This window comes from Oleiphilus sp. HI0080 (genome assembly GCF_001635135.1).
Genome location: NZ_LWFU01000548.1, coordinates 1 through 17,222, shown reverse-complemented (window position 1 = coordinate 17,222; position 17,222 = coordinate 1). Strand labels below are relative to the sequence as shown.

Genomic DNA, 17,222 nt, shown 5'->3' with positions numbered 1-17,222 from the left:
ATCACATAAGCCTGTCTGCCCTTCAGTTAAGGTTACGCTCTGAAACAAAAGAACAATTATTAAAACAATAAGACTTGAAGACTGATCATGGACTGCCGAACGCGAAGAGATTTAAAAGGTATTTATCATCGTGAAATTTTTGGAAATTCGCACGCTCAAGTTACTGTTTGCTGCAGCTGTTTGTCTGCCAGCGACAGTGTTGGCTGAATTACAGCCAATATCTGACGAAGAGCTTAGCGAATTCTCTGGTCAGGCGGCAGTCGCTTTTGATGTTGAACAGCTTGGTTCAACGAGTTACACGCGCGTGACCCTTGGCATGGAAGCAGATGTTCAGATGAACATCGACACGCTAGAAGCTGGTCGATACGATAAAGCGGGCGAGGCATTGGCGGCAGATATCGATATTACCAATCTTGGTCTTGGTTCGATTTCTACGGACGCGTCTAAAATACAGCTTGATGGCAACACCTATGCCGTCAACGACATTATTCCCTTTGAGTTAAATGACCCTTACTTTGAACTAGCGCGAGATGATCAGGATGAGCTGATTGGATTTCGGATCGGTTTCGGTGAAGCGCGTGGTCAGTTATCTGGCGATTTCAACAGCCTGTCTGGAAACGTCGAAATGGAAATCGTCGATTATTTCGGTACGCAGTACGAATCCTCTATGCTGAATGCCAATGGTGATCTCGATAATTCGCGATCGACTTACATTGGCGTCGATAAAGCTTATACGGGTGGTACGACGGATTGCAGTATTGCTTGGTACTGCTATGACTTAGGGTCGTTCAAGACTTTGGATATTGGTCAAAGAAACAAGACGACAGGAGCCGTTGATTATACAGAAGATTTCTTTATCGGTTTTCAGAAGCAAGCGACGGAATGGATGACGTCAGATGGCTCTCTAAATGCTGATTTAGGTGCCTTTATTAATCTTCCCACAGCAATGCAAATCGACATGAATTCTGGTTTGAATACGGCCGGTAATGAGCGTGTTCGTTTGGAATACATTGATCGCGGTAACGGCTTGTTCTAGCCTCTTAATCTAGAGCCGAGTATCATGCCGCTTTTGGATATTTTGGCTCGACTTTATGCAGACCATCTTCTGGCACGATTACGAGACTTTCGGTGCTGACCCTCAACGAGATCGCCCCTGCCAGTTCGCTGGAATTCGAACAGATCTAGAACTCAATGTTATTGATGACCCGGTTACTTTCTACGCTAAGCCTACCGAAGACTATCTGCCGGCTGTTCAAGCGTGTTTGGTGACCGGCATAACTCCGCAGGAGGCTGCGCAGAAGGGCTGTTCTGAGGCAGAGTTCGCGGCGAGAATTCAGGCTCAGTTTACCGAGCCGGGGACGTGCGTTGCCGGCTACAATAGTGTTCGGTTTGACGACGAGGTCAGCCGCAATCTTTTTTATAGAAACTTCTTTGATCCCTACGAGCGCGAGTGGAAGAACGGCAATTCGCGATGGGATATTATCGACGTTGTGCGTCTCACATATGCGTTGCGCCCAGAGGGTATTGAGTGGCCGGTTGGGGATGACGGTAAGGTCTCTTTTCGTTTGGAGAAACTGACGGAGATGAATGGCATTGCGCATGAGGCGGCTCATGACGCGATGTCGGACGTGTATGCCACTATCGCGTTGGCGAAATTGATTAAAGATAAGCAGCCTAAACTTTATAAACATGCTTTTGATTTGCGAACCAAGGCTGCTGTGAAATCGTTTTTCGAGCAAAATGGCGAGCAACCTTTTATTCATGTTTCTTCAAAGATACCTGTTGCGAAAGGCTGCTGTGCCATGATGTACCCTCTTATGCCGCACCCAACGAATCAAAATGCCATTATTTGTTTTGATCTTCGGCAGCATCCGAGCGTGCTGATGAATCATTCGGCAGACCAGTTGCGAGAGATGATTTATGCCAAGACTCAATTTGATGAGCTCGGCAGAGTATTGGCTGAGCGTCCGGCAATCAAGCTTGTTCATCTCAACAAGTGCCCTATGGTTGCTCCTGCAGCTATGATTAAGGTTATTCCAGAAGATCGATTGAAGGATTGGGACTTGGATCTCGAGGTGATGCGAGAGCACCTTAAACTGCTTCGCTCGTCAAAAGAGTCGGTGATGCACGTAAAAGAGGTGTTCGAGAGTGATCATGATTTTGCGACAATCACAGATCCAGACCTGATGATTTATAGTGGAGGTTTTTTTTCGCCAAAAGATAAGACAGAGTTGTCGCGTGTTCAGCGCCTCGATGCAAATGGTTTGGCGGACTATGCTACGTCCTTTGAGGATGCGCGATTGGACGAGATGTTGTTTCGATATAAGGCCAGAAGCTTTCCCGATTCACTAAGCTCGGACGAGCGCGAGAAGTGGCTTGCATACTGCCAAGCTCGATTGCTTGGTGCAGACCATGACTGTCGAAATTTTTCAGAATTTTCGAAAGAGCTCAAAGCTGCCGCTGCGCAGACGGAGCCTGGATCAAGAGCGTCACAAATTCTGGAGGAGTTACAACTCTATGCGGAGTCGATCTATCCATACTGATTAATGCAATCCTGTTTCGTTGTAGCTCATTGAGATGTAGTAAGTGAAGTCCTTATGAAAATCTTCTTCGGGAGGTCTGGGGTAAGGGCTAGCGTTATAAGCGGCGGTGATAGCTAGGGGTTCAATCTCAAGAGGGGTGCTTTTTTGAATAATCTTTGCAGACTTAATTGCGCCATTCTCGAACAGTCTAACCCGCAGTCGAAAATCAATTTGGGTTTCACCCTTTCTTTCCATAAAGCTATGAAACTGATCGTAAAGAGCGCCACTGAGTAGGTGGTTAAGTAGTGCCACTTCGTAGTCGCTCATGATCTGGCTTTCTTGTGTTGTTACCGCCTGAATTTGTTGTTGTTCTTTTAGGTCGCTTGAAAAGAGCTGCCTAACGGAAGATGTCTGCGCACGACTCCTTGTTGACTGTGCGTTGACCCTCGATTGGGTACGCTCACTTGCTAATCGATTTTCTGAAGCCTTAGCCTGATTTTTATCGGCTTTATTCGAGTTTTTTGCGGCGAAATTGCTATCGCTAACTGTTGTTAGATTCTTTGTTTTATGCGATTGCTCATGGGTTCTGGATTCTTTGCTTGCATTGCTTGGTTGGCTATCTGGAGCTACTACGAGTGTCACCGGAATGCTCTTCTTGACGGGATCTGGTGTTGGGGCGGGCCACAAGTTTAGGAGAGCGTACAAGACAATATGGGAGCAAATGGCGATGGAAAGCGCTAGAACTAAAGCGTGGTGATTCATGTCGGGTGAGCAGGTACTCTCAGTTAATGGCGTTTGATGTTTGCCATGACATGGCTCAGAGCTCGATCAACGAGTGCTCCTTTTTCTAAAAGTGTAATGCGTTTTTGCGTAAACGCGCGAACAAGCTCGTTACGGGGGAGCTCTAACGCGTGGAGGCCTAGACGGTCGACGAATACATAGGTGTCTGCCTCAGAAATTTGGCTGACTAGCTTATACCGCTTTTTTCCTTCCCAGGAGCCTTCAAGCTCTACCCATGACCCCGGGACAAGGCTAGATATCTGGAGATCGGCCGCTGTTGAAGATGAGTTGCTTCTTGTCGGAGCTTCGCGAACAGCGCCTTTTGGAGCGGTCTTGGTTCGCTTAAAGCTCGCGGAGTTTGGTGTTTGGTTGCTCAGGGAACTTTCTCGGAACAGTGTTGCTAGAGCTTTCCTGATTTGTTCAAGCAAGGTGTTCGACTTGCTTTGATCATAGGAAATTGTTTCTAAGCCTGCTCCTATCTGCTTTAGGAGTTTGGGGACGATGGAAACCCATTTTTGGCGATCAGCATCGCTATGGTGATTCTCTGCGCACCAGATAAGCTCTTCCGCGATACGGCGAGTGTTTTCCCAGTTGTGCTCGCTTGCATCTCGGAGAAACGCGAGGAACATGACCCGTCGCCAAGGGCCATTAAGTAGCTCCAGTATGCTTGGGGGAATCGCCTTGGTAGATGTTATATCGCTCAAGGTAGAGTCTATGAACTCTTGAGCGACTCTGCTTTTTATTCGGCCTTCTTCGGTCAGTTTTGTGCGCTGCTCAAGAAGGTGTCGTTTCTTCTCTTCGCGCTCGCACAAAAAGCGTAATTCATCATCGGCTTTCGCGAATAGCGCGCTGTTTTGCTCGTCAGAGCTACTGACCGTCAATACGATTTTTTTAATCGCTGCATATAGCGGCTGTTTTGTTGATTCTCCAGAGGGCGTCCAACCGATCGCTGCTTTAGCGAGGCGATCGAGGAAGGTTCGGGTAGGGTGCTGATGGTCGTAAAAAAAGTTTGGATCCTGCAAAACCGCTTTCAGAACAGGGATTTGAAGACGTCCAATCAGCGCCTGCATTTCAGGGGCAAGGTTTCTATCATCCAAAATGAATTCGAACAACATCGCCACGAGGTTGATGATATCAAGATCTTCTTCAGATACAGACTTCGATTTTGAGTGTTCTAAGGTGCTAGAAATGTTTTTCAAGAGCTCTGAAGAAGCCAGGGGCTTCATTTGATTGGCTGCTTCTAGCTGCCTTAATTGGGATGCTATTGTGTCTAGCGCGCTTAAAATTTCGCTTCTAGATGCTGATGGCCAAACCCCGTTTTCGCCATGACTCGCGCTATCAAGCTGAAAACCTGTTTTTGCTTTCGTTTGATGGTTTTGGCTTGGCTCTGAGGTGGTGCTTGATGAGCTTTGATTTGCGCGAATCGTTCTGTGATCAAGACCAGGCAGAATGTCCTGCTTTTGCAGGCACTCGTTCACCTCGCTCAGGGCGTTTGCTAAGCCTGAAAATACGTGTTTGTCGATGTACTTATAAACCAGTAGAAGCTCGGTTAGCTGGATATCAAGGGATTTGCAACTTTGGTGGATGATATCTGCCAGAGTGCTAGGGCTTAGAGGGTTTTGTTCTGGGCTCAGTGGAGAGCCAAGTATCGCTTCAAGTCTTGGACCGAGCGTCAGCATCACATGTTGGGCGCTTTTCTGTGCCTTATTGCTCATCGTTTCAAGAGCAAGGCTCTCCTCGAGCGTGTTTGGGTCGACGAGCGCTAAGGTATCGCTTTGCTTATGCAAGCTTGAGCTTGCGGTGAGCGGCTTTTGGCTGAGTATTGCTCTTGACAGTTCGTCAATAATGTTCTGTTCAATCGATTTACGGCGAAGTCTTAGTTCTCGCATCGATTCAAAATATCGATTTTGCTCATTGTTGTTGCGAGCATTGTTCGCAAGGTCAAAAAATGCATCATCGATCGCATCAAAAGAGAGTCGCAAGCCTTCCTTCAGCGCGCCCAAGTAGGGTTTGGTAGCCGAATCAAAGTTGAAGGTTTTAGCCTCTGATAAAAGAGACTTGTTGCGATGTTCAGAAATGTTTGTTCCGCCTTATTAACCGGTATAAGGTGCCTTTACACTTCGCAAAGGAGTGTCACATAACGATACAACGAAGAATTTACGCTCATTGGGTGCTTTTGGCAACAAATGAAGGCCTCGAGATGGCTTTTGCTCGGTGAAATGGGGACTTGTTAACCTTTGTTTGCACGAACAGTCTTTATGAGACTCTCTTTTACTTGGCGTACTTCCAAGTGGTAACCGTTAATGCTGAGGCTTAGCGGCAGTTCGGGGATAAATTCGAGCTCCTCGATTATGAGGCCGTTAAGTGTTTTTGGGCCATCTGTTGGAAGACTCCAATTCAAAGTCTTGTTTATGGAGCGGATGGTTGTGGACCCGTCGATTAGATAGCTCCCATCTTCTTGTTTAGTAATGTCTGAGCCGCTTGAGGTTGAGTAATCGGTTGTGAATTCGCCAACAATTTCTTCGAGGATGTCTTCCATCGTTGCTAAGCCTAGAACGTCACCATACTCATCTACCACAATCCCAATACGCCGCTTTTCTTTTTGGAATTGCAGAAGTTGCTGGTTTAGGGGGGTGCTCTCGGGAATAAAATACGGCTCTCTGCAAACCTGCAAAAGGAGTGCCTTATTTGCTTCTTGAGCGGATATTACTCTTGTCATGTTTCTAAGGTGTAGGACACCGATGATGTTGTTTATATTGCCTTTATAAACAGGGACCCGTGTGTGTTGAGAGTCTTTTACTTGGTCTATGAGGTCATCCATGCTGTCGTCGATATTTAGCCCAATAATTTCACTCTTTGGTACCATGATGTCATTAACAGTCACCTTCTCAAGGTCTAGTATGCTGATCAGCATATCTTGGTGGGTGCGCGGGATCATGCCTTTTGCCTCGTGCACAAGTGTCTTTAGTTCCTCTCGACTAATATGGCTTTCGCTTTGTTTGCTTGTATCAATTCCTAGCGCTTTTAATAGTCTGCTAGTAATCAAGTTCATGGACCACACCGCGGGATAAAGTAACTTGAGCAAAGGCGTGAGTACGTGAGAAGCGGCGAAAGCAATTCTTTCTGGGTGGTAGGCCGCGTATGTTTTTGGCGTTATTTCCGCAAATATAAGAATCACTAAAGTAAGCAGCGCTGTCGCAATGGCTATTCCTGCATCGCCCCAGAGGCGAATTGCGATAACAGTAGCAATCGATGATGCCAGTATATTAACGAAGTTGTTGCCAATTAGTATGACGCTGATCAATTGGTCAGTGCGTGCGAGCAGTTCGCTTGCTTTGCGAGCGCCTTGGTGTCCTTGCTTTCGCAAGTGCTTTAGCCGGTATTTGTTGAGCGAAAGCATTCCGGTTTCGGAGCTGGAGAAGAATCCCGACAATACGATAAGAAATGCTAACGAGCCAAAAAGCCAAGTAAGAGAGGTGTCGTCCACTTTAAATTGCGTCCTAGGGGGTTGGATAAACTAAAGAATCGTTTCTAGAACGAATTTGGTGCCAAAGAAGCCAAGCATTAGTGATGCTGTGGCCCAGAGAGTGAGAGAGGCTGCAAGGGCGCCTCTCCAGCCATATTTTCTTCTCCCGATCAAAAGTGCTGTGTAAAGGCTGAGCGCAACTAGTGAGAAAAATGTCTTGTGTGCTAAGTGTTGTGCGAACAGGTTATCTATGAACAAGAAACCTGCAAAAATTGCGGCTGCGAGCAGGATTGTTCCGGACTTTAAAAGATCGAATAGGATGCTTTCCATTACGAGCAGGGGGGGTAACTTGTCTACCCAGCTTTTTCGTTGATGTAATTTGAGCTGTTTGTTGCGATAGACCACCAGAATCGCTTGAATGGCAGCCAGCGATAATATGCAGTAGGCGAGAATGGACAGGGTGATATGGACAAGGATGCCAGAGTTAAATCGGGTGTCCGTGTAGGTCGGATCGGAAATTAAAAATGCTAGGGTGCTCGCGATTGCTGCCGGATAAACAAATAGCAGCATGCTTTGTACTGGGTATCGAAGAGAAATTAATAGGAGTAGAGATACGCCGATAGCGGTTACGAGTAAGGCGCTATTCACCAAAGTGAAGTAATCAATAGACTGTGTCTGCAGGTTGGTGGTCAGTAGCAAAACTTGAAGGCATGCGGCGACGAGGCCGCTTAACAGTGGAAGGGCGTTTTGCGTTCTATTGGCTTTCAGGCGAGTTGTAGCTTCGTAAACGGTGCCCAGTCCATACAGTCCGATGGAGATAAAGGCCAGTAAGGTTGCGTTCATTTAACCCTTTCGGTGAAACACTTTCGATTTAATTAATTGTGATAGGCGTTATAATGCGCTGTTTGCAACTACTTGGCAATAATCTTCAGAGCAATACGACATGTTTGAGAATCTTAGCGATAGGCTATCCGAAAGCCTCAAAAAAGTTACCGGTCAGGCAAAGCTGACTGAAGACAATATCAAAGGCACTCTGCGTGAGGTGCGAATGGCACTGCTTGAAGCAGATGTAGCGCTCCCCGTTGTAAAAGACTTTATAGAGCAAGTAAAGACGAGAGCTCTGGGTCAAGAGGTGATGAGGAGTCTCTCTCCCGGTCAAGAGTTTATTCGGATCGTCAATGATGAATTGACGGCCGTAATGGGTGCTCAGTCTGAAGGATTGATTCTTAATGCCCAGCCTCCCGCAGTGGTATTGATGGCGGGTTTACAGGGTGCGGGTAAAACCACCTCGGTAGCAAAGCTTTCTCGATATCTGTCCGAGCGTGAAAAGAAAAAGGTGATGGTCGTTAGCGCTGACGTATACCGTCCAGCTGCGATCAAGCAGCTTGAGACTCTTGCCGGGGAGGTGGGCGCGTCTTTTTTTCCGAGCTCCACCGATCAGAAGCCGATAGATATTGCGCAGGCGGCCATTGCTGAAGCAAAGCTCAAATTCATGGATGTCTTGATTATTGATACTGCAGGTCGTCTTGCAATTGATCAGGAGATGATGGGTGAGATTTCCGAGTTGCATCGCGCTGTTAATCCTGTTGAGACTCTGTTTGTCGTTGATTCGATGACTGGTCAAGATGCTGCCAATACAGCCAAGGCTTTTAACGATGCCTTGCCTTTGACCGGCGTGGTGCTCACCAAGGCTGATGGTGATGCTCGGGGTGGTGCGGCACTTTCTGTTCGTGCGATTACGGGTAAGCCAATCAAATTTATGGGTGTCGGCGAGAAAGTCGATGCGCTAGAGCCGTTCTATCCAGATAGGCTGGCTTCAAGAATTCTGGGAATGGGTGATGTTCTCAGTCTCATTGAGGATGCTGAGCGAAAGCTTGATAAGCAAAAGGCCGACAAGCTTACTAGGAAGATTAAAAAGGGTAAGTCGTTTGATCTTGAGGACTTTAGAGACCAGTTGCAGCAAATGAAAAACATGGGTGGGGTCGCAGGCCTACTAGATAAGCTGCCAGGTATGGGGCAGATGGCGCAGGCCGCGCAGTCCCAAGTTAATGATAAATCTTTGGGTCAGCTGGAAGCTATCATAAGCTCGATGACTGCAAAAGAGAGGCGTTATCCTGATGTTATTAATAATAGCCGCAAACGCCGCATCGCTACTGGCTCTGGTACGCAGATTCAGGATGTGAATCGTCTGCTTAAACAGCACAAGCAGATGGCTAAGATGATGAAAAAATTCTCCAAGAAAGGTGGCATGATGAATATGATGCGAGGCATGCAAGGAATGATGCCGCCGGGCGGCGGCGGTGGCGGTCCGTTTGGGCGTTTTTAGAGTTTGGGCATCGCTCAAAGTGAAAATCTAGGTAAAAAAGCATTTTAGTGTTTTCAATTTTAGGGAATTGCTTTAGAATACGCGCCCTTTCGAGTGCCCGTTGTTTTGTTTGGCGAAACATCGGGTGCTAATTAGTAAACTGTTTATCAGGATGTATTAGCAAACATGGTTAAAATCCGTTTATCACGTGGCGGCTCTAAGAAGCGCCCATTTTATCATTTGACAGTGGCTGACAGTCGTTCTTCTCGCGACGGTCGTTTTATTGAGCGTGTAGGTTTCTTTAACCCCATTGCTCGCGGCCAGGAAGAGCGCTTGCGTGTTGATTCTGATCGTATTGAATATTGGGTAGGTCAGGGCGCACAGATTTCAGATCGCGTTAAAAGCTTAATCAAAGACGCTTCAAAAGCTGCTTAATTGATTGAGGCCCTAAGGTGAGTGCATCAGCTGAAACCGTTATGGGCAAGGTGACATCTGTTTATGGTGTCAAAGGATGGGTTAAGGTTTTTTCTTACACTCAGCCTAAAGAGAATCTTTTAAAATACAAAACCTGGTCGCTGCGGAAAAATGGCAAAGATCAGGCGGTCAAGGTTCTCTCGTGCAAAGTGCACGGCAACGGTTTGGTGGCTCAGATTGATGGTTACAACGATAGGGATAAGGCAAAAAGTCTTACCGAGTCGTTTATAACGATTAGTGTTGATGAGTTGCCTGACTTGGATGGCGATGACTATTACTGGCATCAGTTGGAAGGCTTGAAAGTATTAACTGCTGCTGGTGAGTTGTTGGGGGTGGTGCATCATTTGATGGAAACCGGCTCTAACGATGTGCTCGTTGTTCGGAAATGTCCGGGAAGCTTGGATAGTAAAGAAAGGTTAATTCCCTATTTGCCAGACCAAGTAGTAACATCCGTCGACCTTGAAAAGCAAGAAATTCTGGTCGATTGGGATCCCGAGTTTTAGGTATATGTGGTTTGGGCTAGTTAGTCTATTTCCTGAAATGTTTGAACAATTCACTTCTGTGGGAGTGTTTGGGCGGGCAGTGAGCTCTGGTCTGGTAGAGGTTTCTGTGACAAACCCTAGAGACTTTGCGTTCGATAAGCATCGTGTTGTCGATGATCGCCCTTACGGCGGTGGGCCTGGAATGCTTATGAAGGTACAACCTCTTCGTGACGCCATCGAGTCTGCCAAGAGGGAGTTGAGAGACAGCAGAGGCATAGAGGGAAAAGTGATTTATCTCTCTCCACAGGGCCGTAAGTTAGATGATGCGCTTAGTCGCGATCTATCTCAGGAACAGGGCTTGATCTGTGTTTCGGGGCGTTATGAAGGAATTGATGAGCGAGTTATTGAGTCGCACATCGATTTAGAGGTGTCCATTGGGGATTATGTTCTCAGTGGTGGCGAAATAGCATCGATGGTTTTGATGGATGCTGTTGCGAGGCATGTGAAAGGTGTTTTGGGGCATTCCTCATCGGCAAACGAAGATTCGTTTGCGGACGGTTTGTTGGATTGTCCACACTATACTCGACCGGAGGTGTTAGATGGCCAGAAAGTGCCTGATGTGCTGCTCTCTGGTGATCATGAAAGAATTCGAAAGTGGCGCGTTAAGCAGTCACTTTGCAGAACGTACGAGCGACGACCAGACTTGCTCGACAAAAAAGATCTAACGCGAGAGCAAAAACAGCTTTTGGATGAGTTTTTAAAAGACGTGAATCGGTAAGTAAGGTTGCGATAACCTGACTTACTCTATTTTTGGAGTATAAAATGAGCAGCAAAAACAACATCATCAGCGCATTAGAAGCTGAGCAAATGACAGCGGATATTCCTGAGTTTGGCCCAGGCGATACCGTTGTAGTACAAGTGAAGGTTAAAGAGGGCAACCGCGAGCGTTTGCAGGCTTTTGAGGGTGTCGTGATTGCGAAGCGTAACCGTGGTCTTAACTCTTCGTTCACCGTTCGTAAGATTTCTTACGGAGTTGGTGTTGAGCGTACCTTCCAGACATTCAGTCAGCTTGTCGATAGCATTGCGGTCAAGCGACGTGGCGATGTTCGTCAGGCGAAGCTTTACTACTTGCGTGAGCTCAGTGGCAAGGCTGCGCGTATCAAAGAGAAGCTAGGTTAATCGCCCATTGATTAAAAAACCTCGACATTGTCGGGGTTTTTTTGTTTCAGGCTTCGCTTTACGATGACGCTAGGGTGTATTACTTACGGATTTGATTTTTGTGAGGCTTAATTGGTTACCGATTCTTCGATATTGATAAATCGTTTCGTTGGTATGCTGTGGCTAGAGCATGGTCTTAGCGAAAATACCCAGCAGGCCTATAGAAAAGATGTTGAGTTATTTGCAGGGTGGCTTGATACATCAGAAAGTAGTCATTTGCTTAGTGTGACGCCATCTACAGTTCAGTCTTATCTTGCCTATCGCATGCGCCAAGGGGCTAAGGCGACGTCGAGTGCCAGAACGCTTTCTAGTATCAAGCGATTCTATCGTTTTGCCAAGCGAGAGGGTTTGATTGAGTTAGATCCTAGTTCAAACATCGAAAGCCCAAGGCTTGGCCGTAAGCTCCCGCTAACGCTTACCGAGAGTGAGGTCGATTCATTGCTTCATGCACCTGATATGACGACCTCTATCGGGCAACGAGATTTTGCAATGATCGATTTGATGTATAGTTCTGGGCTTCGAGTCTCTGAATTAGTTACGCTTCGGACGTTTCAGTACGATGCTGATAAAGGTTTTGTGCGGGTAATAGGTAAAGGTTCTAAGGAGCGCCTCGTCCCAGTTGCGCTTGCGACATGCGCAACACTAGAGCGCTATTTGTTAGAGACGAGGCCGATTTTGTTGGTCGGAAATCAGGCCGAGGATATTATGTTCCCAAGCTCTCGAGCGAAAGCGATGACCCGACAAACTTTTTGGCACCGAATCAAGGTGTATGCAAAACAGCTTGGAATAAGCGCTAAATTAAGTCCTCACACGCTCAGACATGCTTTTGCAACACACTTGGTAAATAATGGTGCGGATTTAAGAGTTGTTCAGATGTTGCTTGGTCATAGCAGCTTGTCAACAACACAAATTTACACGTATGTGGCACAAGAGCGCATGCAATCATTACATGCGGCATATCATCCGAGGGCTTAGCGGAACTTTGATGACGAATTGGCGTCATAAAACTATATTCATTTAGAGAAGGGTTTTTGATGAGGTTTTTCAGCATTATATCGGTAGTGGGGTTGTTCTTGTGGTCGGCGCTGTCTTCTGCAGAGCAAGCTAATATTGAAAAAGCGCTCGCGGCCGCTGTTCCGCAACTGAGCGTATCGGCTGTGAGTGAGAGCGAGATACCGGGCTTGTACCGTGTTACAGATCAGCGTGGGCAGGTTATATTTGCCAGTGCTGACGGTGCATATTTTATAACTGGTGAGTTGTATAGCACTGTCGGTGGAGCTTTAGTTAATTTAAGTGAGAAGGAGCGTCAAGGGCAACGTTTGGATGAATTGGCCAGCCTGAAAGATGGTGACAAAATAACCTTTCCTGCCAAAGGCGAAGAAAAGGCTCACGTAACAGTATTCACTGATATCGACTGCGGTTATTGTCGTAAGCTGCATGGAGAAGTGCCGCGTATGAATGAGCTTGGTATTTCAGTCAGTTATTTGGCATTTCCGCGTGCTGGAGTGGGTAGCCCTTCATACGATAAGCTCGTAAATGTTTGGTGTTCCGATGATCGTCTTGACGCGATGACACAGGCCAAAGCTGGCAAAGTTGTTCCTAAGAAGAGCTGTGAGAACCCAGTAGCTGCTGAGTATAGCCTTGGCAATAAGCTTGGCGTTACGGGTACGCCCGCAATAGTCTTAAGCGATGGAGCCTTAGTGCCAGGGTATGTTCCCGCTGAGCAGCTTGCGCAGGGTTTAGGCCTTGTTAACTAGTTGCTAAGTGGGCTGCATTTTTTGGCAGCTCAAGAGCTTTACTGGTTCAAACTCTGATGAATTTCCGGTCTTCAAGTTCGTGACTTGATTCTTTTTGTTGGCGTTAGCCGTTATACTGTCGCCCCTTTTTTATGGGCTGTTCTGTATAGCGGTTGACGCTTTTTGCGAGGTGTGTATTTTGAAAACTCTTAGGTTGGGCATTTGCGGTCTTGGTACTGTTGCGAGTGGTGTTGTTAATGTTCTAAACCGAAATCGAGATCTTATTACATCTCGCGCAGGCTGTTCCATTGAGATCGTGCAGATTGCATCACGCCGAAAAAAGGATAATTGCGATTTAACCGGAATCGACTTTACGACCGACCTTGATGCGGTAGTAAATAATCCTGATATTGATGTTGTGCTTGAGCTAATTGGCGGCTACGAGACAGCAAGAACTGTGGTCGAGAGCGCTCTAAAAGCCGGTAAACACGTAGTGACTGCTAATAAAGCGCTGATTGCAGAGCATGGTAATGAGTTGTTTGCTCTTGCTCGAGAGAACGGTGTCTCTATTGGTTACGAAGCCGGTGTTGCCGGAGGTATCCCCGTTATAAAGGCTCTACGGGAAGGTTTAACCGCAAACGCTATCACTAGTCTGGCCGGTATTATTAATGGTACGGGTAACTTCATTCTTACCGAGATGAAAGACAAAGGTCGCGCGTTTGAAGACGTTTTAGCTGAGGCGCAAGCGCTTGGATACGCTGAGGCCGACCCTACATTTGATGTTGAAGGTATTGATGCGGCGCATAAACTTACTATTTTGGCTTCGTGTGCCTTTGGCATGCCTTTGCAGTTTGATAAAACGTTTACTGAAGGGATAAGTAATCTTTCAACTTTTGATGTTAAGCATGCAGCGGAACTTGGCTATGTGATAAAGCATTTGGGCATTGCTTGTAAGCGAGAGAATGGTGTCGAGGTGCGAGTCCATCCTACCTTGGTTGCGGATGATGAGTTAATTGCTCGCGTTGATGGAGTAATGAATGCAGTGCTCGTTAATGGCGATGCAGTAGGTAAAACTCTTTATTACGGAGCGGGTGCAGGTTCTGAAGCAACTGCATCGGCAGTGCTTGCTGATGTTATTGATATTGCCCGGGAGTATGCCAGCGGTGTTGCCGGGGTTGTTCCTTCTCTGGCGTTTACTGATGAGCTTTTAAATGACCTGCCAGTGCTTCCTATCGACGAAGCGGTGTGTCCGTTTTACTTACGGATTATGGTTGATGACTCACCAGGCACTCTCGCGAAAATTTCTTCCGTAATGAGTGAGCATGGTATCAATATTGAGTCCGTTGCTCAGAACGAAGCCGAGCAGGTCGGTGATGTGATTCCTTTAATTATAATGACTCATGAGGTTAGTGAATCGCTTATGAATAAGGCTATTTCGGCCATTGAGGCGTTGGAATCCACACAAGGCAGCATCGTAAAAATCCGTGTCGCACAGTTTTAAAACTCAAGGTTTAGGTAACGAACGTGAAATATATTAGTACCCGCGGTAACGCACCCGCACTCGAATTTGAAGATGTTTTGCTAGCAGGCTTGGCGTCTGACGGAGGGCTTTATGTTCCAGAAACGCTACCAAGGTTTACTCAAGAGCAAATCGCTTCTTGGCGCGGACTGCCGTATACCGATTTGGCGTTTAATGTTATGTATCCTTTTGTTGAGGGCGCAATCCCCGAAGATGACTTTAAAACGATGGTCGATGAAACCTATAAGGTATTCGAGCATCCTGCTATTGCACCTCTTGTTCAAATCGACACCAACGAATGGGTTATGGAGCTTTTTCGTGGCCCGACTCTCGCATTTAAGGACTTTGCGCTTCAGTTACTAGGGCGATTACTTGATTACGTACTAAAGCGTCGTAACGAGCGCGTTGTCATTATGGGGGCGACATCAGGGGATACGGGCTCTGCTGCAATAGAGGGTTGCAGGCACTGCGATAACGTAGATATCTTTATATTGCACCCATTTGAGCGTGTTTCAGACGTTCAGCGTAAGCAAATGACAACCGTTTTTGCAGACAATGTTTTCAATATTGCCGTAGAGGGTAATTTTGATGATTGTCAAAATATGGTTAAGCAGAGTTTTGCTGACCAATCCTTCCTGGAAGGTACTCGCCTTGTTGCGGTGAACTCAATCAACTGGGCTCGAATCATGGCTCAGATCGTTTATTACTTCAGTGCTTCTTTGGCTCTCGGTGGTCCATCTCGCAGTATTTCTTTTTCGGTTCCTACTGGCAACTTTGGAGATATATTTGCTGGTTATCTGGCAAGAAACATGGGATTGCCCATCAATCAGCTTGTCGTGGCAACGAACCGCAATGATATTCTGCATCGTTGTATTAGCAAGAATCGCTATGAGCTGGAACCTCTTCATAAAACGTTGTCGCCGAGTATGGATATTATGGTCTCGAGTAACTTTGAGCGCCTGTTGTTCGATTTGTACGGCCGAGACGGTAAAGCGATCTCTGAACTGATGGAAAAATGGAAGGCTGAGTCTGGTTCTATTGAGGATAGTCGTTGGAAGACTGCTCGTGATTTATTTGATAGTTGGGCGTCTGATGATGAGCAAACGTGTGCGACTATTAAAGATGTGTACGAGACGACGGAGTATTTGCTTGATCCTCATACGGCGATCGGCGTTGATGCGGCCCGCAATACGCGAAGAGATCCCTCGATACCCATGGTTACGCTTGGCACGGCGCATCCTGTGAAGTTTCCAGAGGCTGTTGAGCGAGCGGACGTCGGAGTTTCTCCAGCGTTGCCGCATCATATGGCGGACCTATTTGATAGAGACGAGCGCTACGAGGTGCTCGCGAATGATCTGGAGACGGTTCAAGCGCATGTCGCAGCCCATAGACGTAAGTAAATTCTTCGAGCGGCTGTTGTCTTAAAGGCTCAGTCGCTTCGCTTTTGGTAAGGGTCTGGCATCATGGCTAAAAAGATACTCTCGAGACCTATCCCAGAGGATATTCCCCATTTTACTGGTCTTCCGGCGTTTTTGTCGCGTATTTATGCCTCCCGTGGTGTTAAGTCAGAGAATGAGCTACAACTTAACTTGTCACGTCTCGCAGATTTAACAAGTCTTAAGGGGCTTGATTCCGCTGTAAACCTACTCGTAACAGCCCTAACATCTGGTCAAAAAATTACGATTATTGGTGATTTCGACGCTGATGGTGCAACCAGTAGCACGCTTGCGGTAGAGGCGTTAACTGCGATGGGGGCAAAGGACTGCGGTTACCTTGTACCCGATCGTTTTAAATTCGGTTATGGGCTAACGCCTGAGATCGTTGAGCTGGCGGGCCAGAATAGTCCCGATATTCTCCTTACTGTTGATAATGGTATTTCGAGTTTCGAGGGGGTGGCCCGTGCGCACGAATTAGGGATGAAAGTGATTGTCACGGATCATCACCTTCCAGGGGATTCGCTCCCCGATGCGGACGCCATCGTCAATCCTGCTCAGCCAGAATGTGAGTTTCCAAGTAAAGCCTTGGCCGGCGTAGGTGTTATTTTTTATGTGATGTCTGCATTACGTGCGCGCCTTCGTGAGTCGGAATGGTTCTCAAAACAGTCGATTAAAGAGCCTAACATGGCTGATTACCTTGATTTGGTTGCTCTCGGTACAGTCGCTGACTTGGTCCCACTAGATTTTAACAATCGGATTTTGGTTGAGCAGGGTATTCGACGAATGCGAGCAGGGCGCGCGCGCCCGGGCATCTCTGCCTTATTTGAGGTGGCCGGTAGAGAGATTAAAAACGCTGTTGCGAGCGATTTAGGCTTTGCCATTGGGCCTCGGTTGAACGCAGCGGGTCGCTTGGATGACATGGCTACTGGGATTGAATGTTTGCGTTCGAGAGATCTCCTTGATGCAAGACAGCGCGCGCAGAGCCTAAACGCCCTCAACCAAGAACGTAAACATATTGAAGATGAAATGCGACGCGATGCTGAGGCGGCGTTGTCGGAAATCGAGCAGTCAGAAGAGCATTCTACGAGCATGTCCGTAGTGTTGTATGAGCCTCATTGGCATCAAGGCGTGATTGGCATACTCGCATCTCGAATTAAAGAGCGGTTAAACCGCCCAGCCATCGCCTTTGCGCCAGAATCGGATGACCCAGAGAATATTCATATATTGAAAGGATCTGCGCGTTCGATTTCCGGTTTGCATATGCGTGATGCGCTAGACCTAGTT

General features: G+C 47.0%; 16 protein-coding genes. 12 read left to right on the top strand and 4 right to left on the bottom strand.

The features are described from left to right. The first annotated feature begins 130 nt into the window (after window positions 1-130). On the top strand, window positions 131-1,036 hold the full coding sequence (locus A3751_RS12025; RefSeq protein ID WP_082863218.1) for a DUF6160 family protein: 906 nt from the start codon (window positions 131-133) through the stop codon (window positions 1,034-1,036). A 55-nt stretch (window positions 1,037-1,091) separates the two neighbouring features. After that, on the top strand, window positions 1,092-2,543 hold the full coding sequence (gene sbcB / locus A3751_RS12020; RefSeq protein ID WP_068456282.1) for an exodeoxyribonuclease I: 1,452 nt from the start codon (window positions 1,092-1,094) through the stop codon (window positions 2,541-2,543). On the opposite strand, the gene A3751_RS12015 is transcribed toward sbcB, so the two are convergent. The 4 genes from A3751_RS12015 to A3751_RS12000 all read right to left on the bottom strand — a co-directional run bounded on the left by A3751_RS12015 (window position 2,544) and on the right by A3751_RS12000 (window position 7,611). Continuing rightward, a complete protein-coding gene (locus A3751_RS12015; protein ID WP_068464329.1) occupies window positions 2,544-3,164 on the bottom strand; it encodes a hypothetical protein in 621 nt (206 codons plus the stop codon). Window positions 3,165-3,307: 143 nt separating this feature from the next. Further along, window positions 3,308-5,305 (bottom strand): DUF1631 family protein, encoded by a 1,998-nt coding sequence (locus A3751_RS12010; protein WP_068456275.1) that lies wholly within the window; start codon window positions 5,303-5,305, stop codon window positions 3,308-3,310. 227 nt (window positions 5,306-5,532) lie between these two features. Next, a complete protein-coding gene (locus tag A3751_RS12005) occupies window positions 5,533-6,789 on the bottom strand; it encodes an HlyC/CorC family transporter (protein ID WP_068456271.1) in 1,257 nt (418 codons plus the stop codon). 30 nt (window positions 6,790-6,819) lie between these two features. Beyond that, window positions 6,820-7,611 carry an inner membrane protein YpjD gene (locus A3751_RS12000; protein ID WP_068456268.1) on the bottom strand — a complete coding sequence of 264 codons (792 nt, stop codon included), beginning with the start codon at window positions 7,609-7,611 and terminating at the stop codon, window positions 6,820-6,822. Between the two features lie 100 nt (window positions 7,612-7,711). Here A3751_RS12000 and ffh point away from each other — a divergent pair, with 100 nt between their 5' ends. From ffh to A3751_RS11950, 10 genes are all read left to right on the top strand, one after another. Next, window positions 7,712-9,094 carry a signal recognition particle protein gene (gene ffh / locus A3751_RS11995; RefSeq protein WP_068456265.1) on the top strand — a complete coding sequence of 461 codons (1,383 nt, stop codon included), beginning with the start codon at window positions 7,712-7,714 and terminating at the stop codon, window positions 9,092-9,094. 165 nt (window positions 9,095-9,259) lie between these two features. Further along, window positions 9,260-9,508 carry a 30S ribosomal protein S16 gene (gene rpsP, locus A3751_RS11990; RefSeq protein ID WP_068456262.1) on the top strand — a complete coding sequence of 83 codons (249 nt, stop codon included), beginning with the start codon at window positions 9,260-9,262 and terminating at the stop codon, window positions 9,506-9,508. A gap of 17 nt (window positions 9,509-9,525) precedes the next feature. Continuing rightward, window positions 9,526-10,050, top strand: a complete 525-nt coding sequence (gene rimM, locus A3751_RS11985; protein WP_231871833.1) for a ribosome maturation factor RimM — start codon at window positions 9,526-9,528, stop codon at window positions 10,048-10,050. Between the two features lie 4 nt (window positions 10,051-10,054). Next, window positions 10,055-10,807 (top strand): tRNA (guanosine(37)-N1)-methyltransferase TrmD, encoded by a 753-nt coding sequence (gene trmD, locus A3751_RS11980; protein ID WP_068456259.1) that lies wholly within the window; start codon window positions 10,055-10,057, stop codon window positions 10,805-10,807. A 44-nt stretch (window positions 10,808-10,851) separates the two neighbouring features. Next, window positions 10,852-11,208 (top strand): 50S ribosomal protein L19, encoded by a 357-nt coding sequence (rplS, locus tag A3751_RS11975; protein ID WP_068456256.1) that lies wholly within the window; start codon window positions 10,852-10,854, stop codon window positions 11,206-11,208. A gap of 111 nt (window positions 11,209-11,319) precedes the next feature. Then, window positions 11,320-12,222: a site-specific tyrosine recombinase XerD gene (xerD, locus tag A3751_RS11970; protein WP_082863216.1), complete on the top strand. Its 903-nt coding sequence runs from the start codon at window positions 11,320-11,322 to the stop codon at window positions 12,220-12,222. Window positions 12,223-12,281: 59 nt separating this feature from the next. Continuing rightward, window positions 12,282-13,004 carry a DsbC family protein gene (locus A3751_RS11965; RefSeq protein WP_068456250.1) on the top strand — a complete coding sequence of 241 codons (723 nt, stop codon included), beginning with the start codon at window positions 12,282-12,284 and terminating at the stop codon, window positions 13,002-13,004. A 178-nt stretch (window positions 13,005-13,182) separates the two neighbouring features. Continuing rightward, the gene (locus A3751_RS11960; protein ID WP_068456288.1) at window positions 13,183-14,484 is read left to right on the top strand and encodes a homoserine dehydrogenase; all 1,302 of its coding nucleotides are present in this window, start codon (window positions 13,183-13,185) and stop codon (window positions 14,482-14,484) included. 23 nt (window positions 14,485-14,507) lie between these two features. After that, on the top strand, window positions 14,508-15,902 hold the full coding sequence (thrC, locus tag A3751_RS11955) for a threonine synthase (RefSeq protein WP_068456247.1): 1,395 nt from the start codon (window positions 14,508-14,510) through the stop codon (window positions 15,900-15,902). 63 nt (window positions 15,903-15,965) lie between these two features. Then, the coding region (locus tag A3751_RS11950; protein ID WP_068456245.1) for a DHH family phosphoesterase at window positions 15,966-17,222 on the top strand (1,257 nt) is incomplete at its 3' end.

Coding starts and splice junctions, on each gene's coding strand:
- sbcB (WP_068456282.1), top strand. CDS start 1,092: ATGCAGACCATCTTCTGGCACGATTACGAGACTTTCGGTGCTGACCCT.
- A3751_RS12000 (WP_068456268.1), bottom strand. CDS start 7,611: ATGAACGCAACCTTACTGGCCTTTATCTCCATCGGACTGTATGGACTG.
- ffh (WP_068456265.1), top strand. CDS start 7,712: ATGTTTGAGAATCTTAGCGATAGGCTATCCGAAAGCCTCAAAAAAGTT.
- rpsP (WP_068456262.1), top strand. CDS start 9,260: ATGGTTAAAATCCGTTTATCACGTGGCGGCTCTAAGAAGCGCCCATTT.
- trmD (WP_068456259.1), top strand. CDS start 10,055: ATGTGGTTTGGGCTAGTTAGTCTATTTCCTGAAATGTTTGAACAATTC.
- rplS (WP_068456256.1), top strand. CDS start 10,852: ATGAGCAGCAAAAACAACATCATCAGCGCATTAGAAGCTGAGCAAATG.
- A3751_RS11965 (WP_068456250.1), top strand. CDS start 12,282: ATGAGGTTTTTCAGCATTATATCGGTAGTGGGGTTGTTCTTGTGGTCG.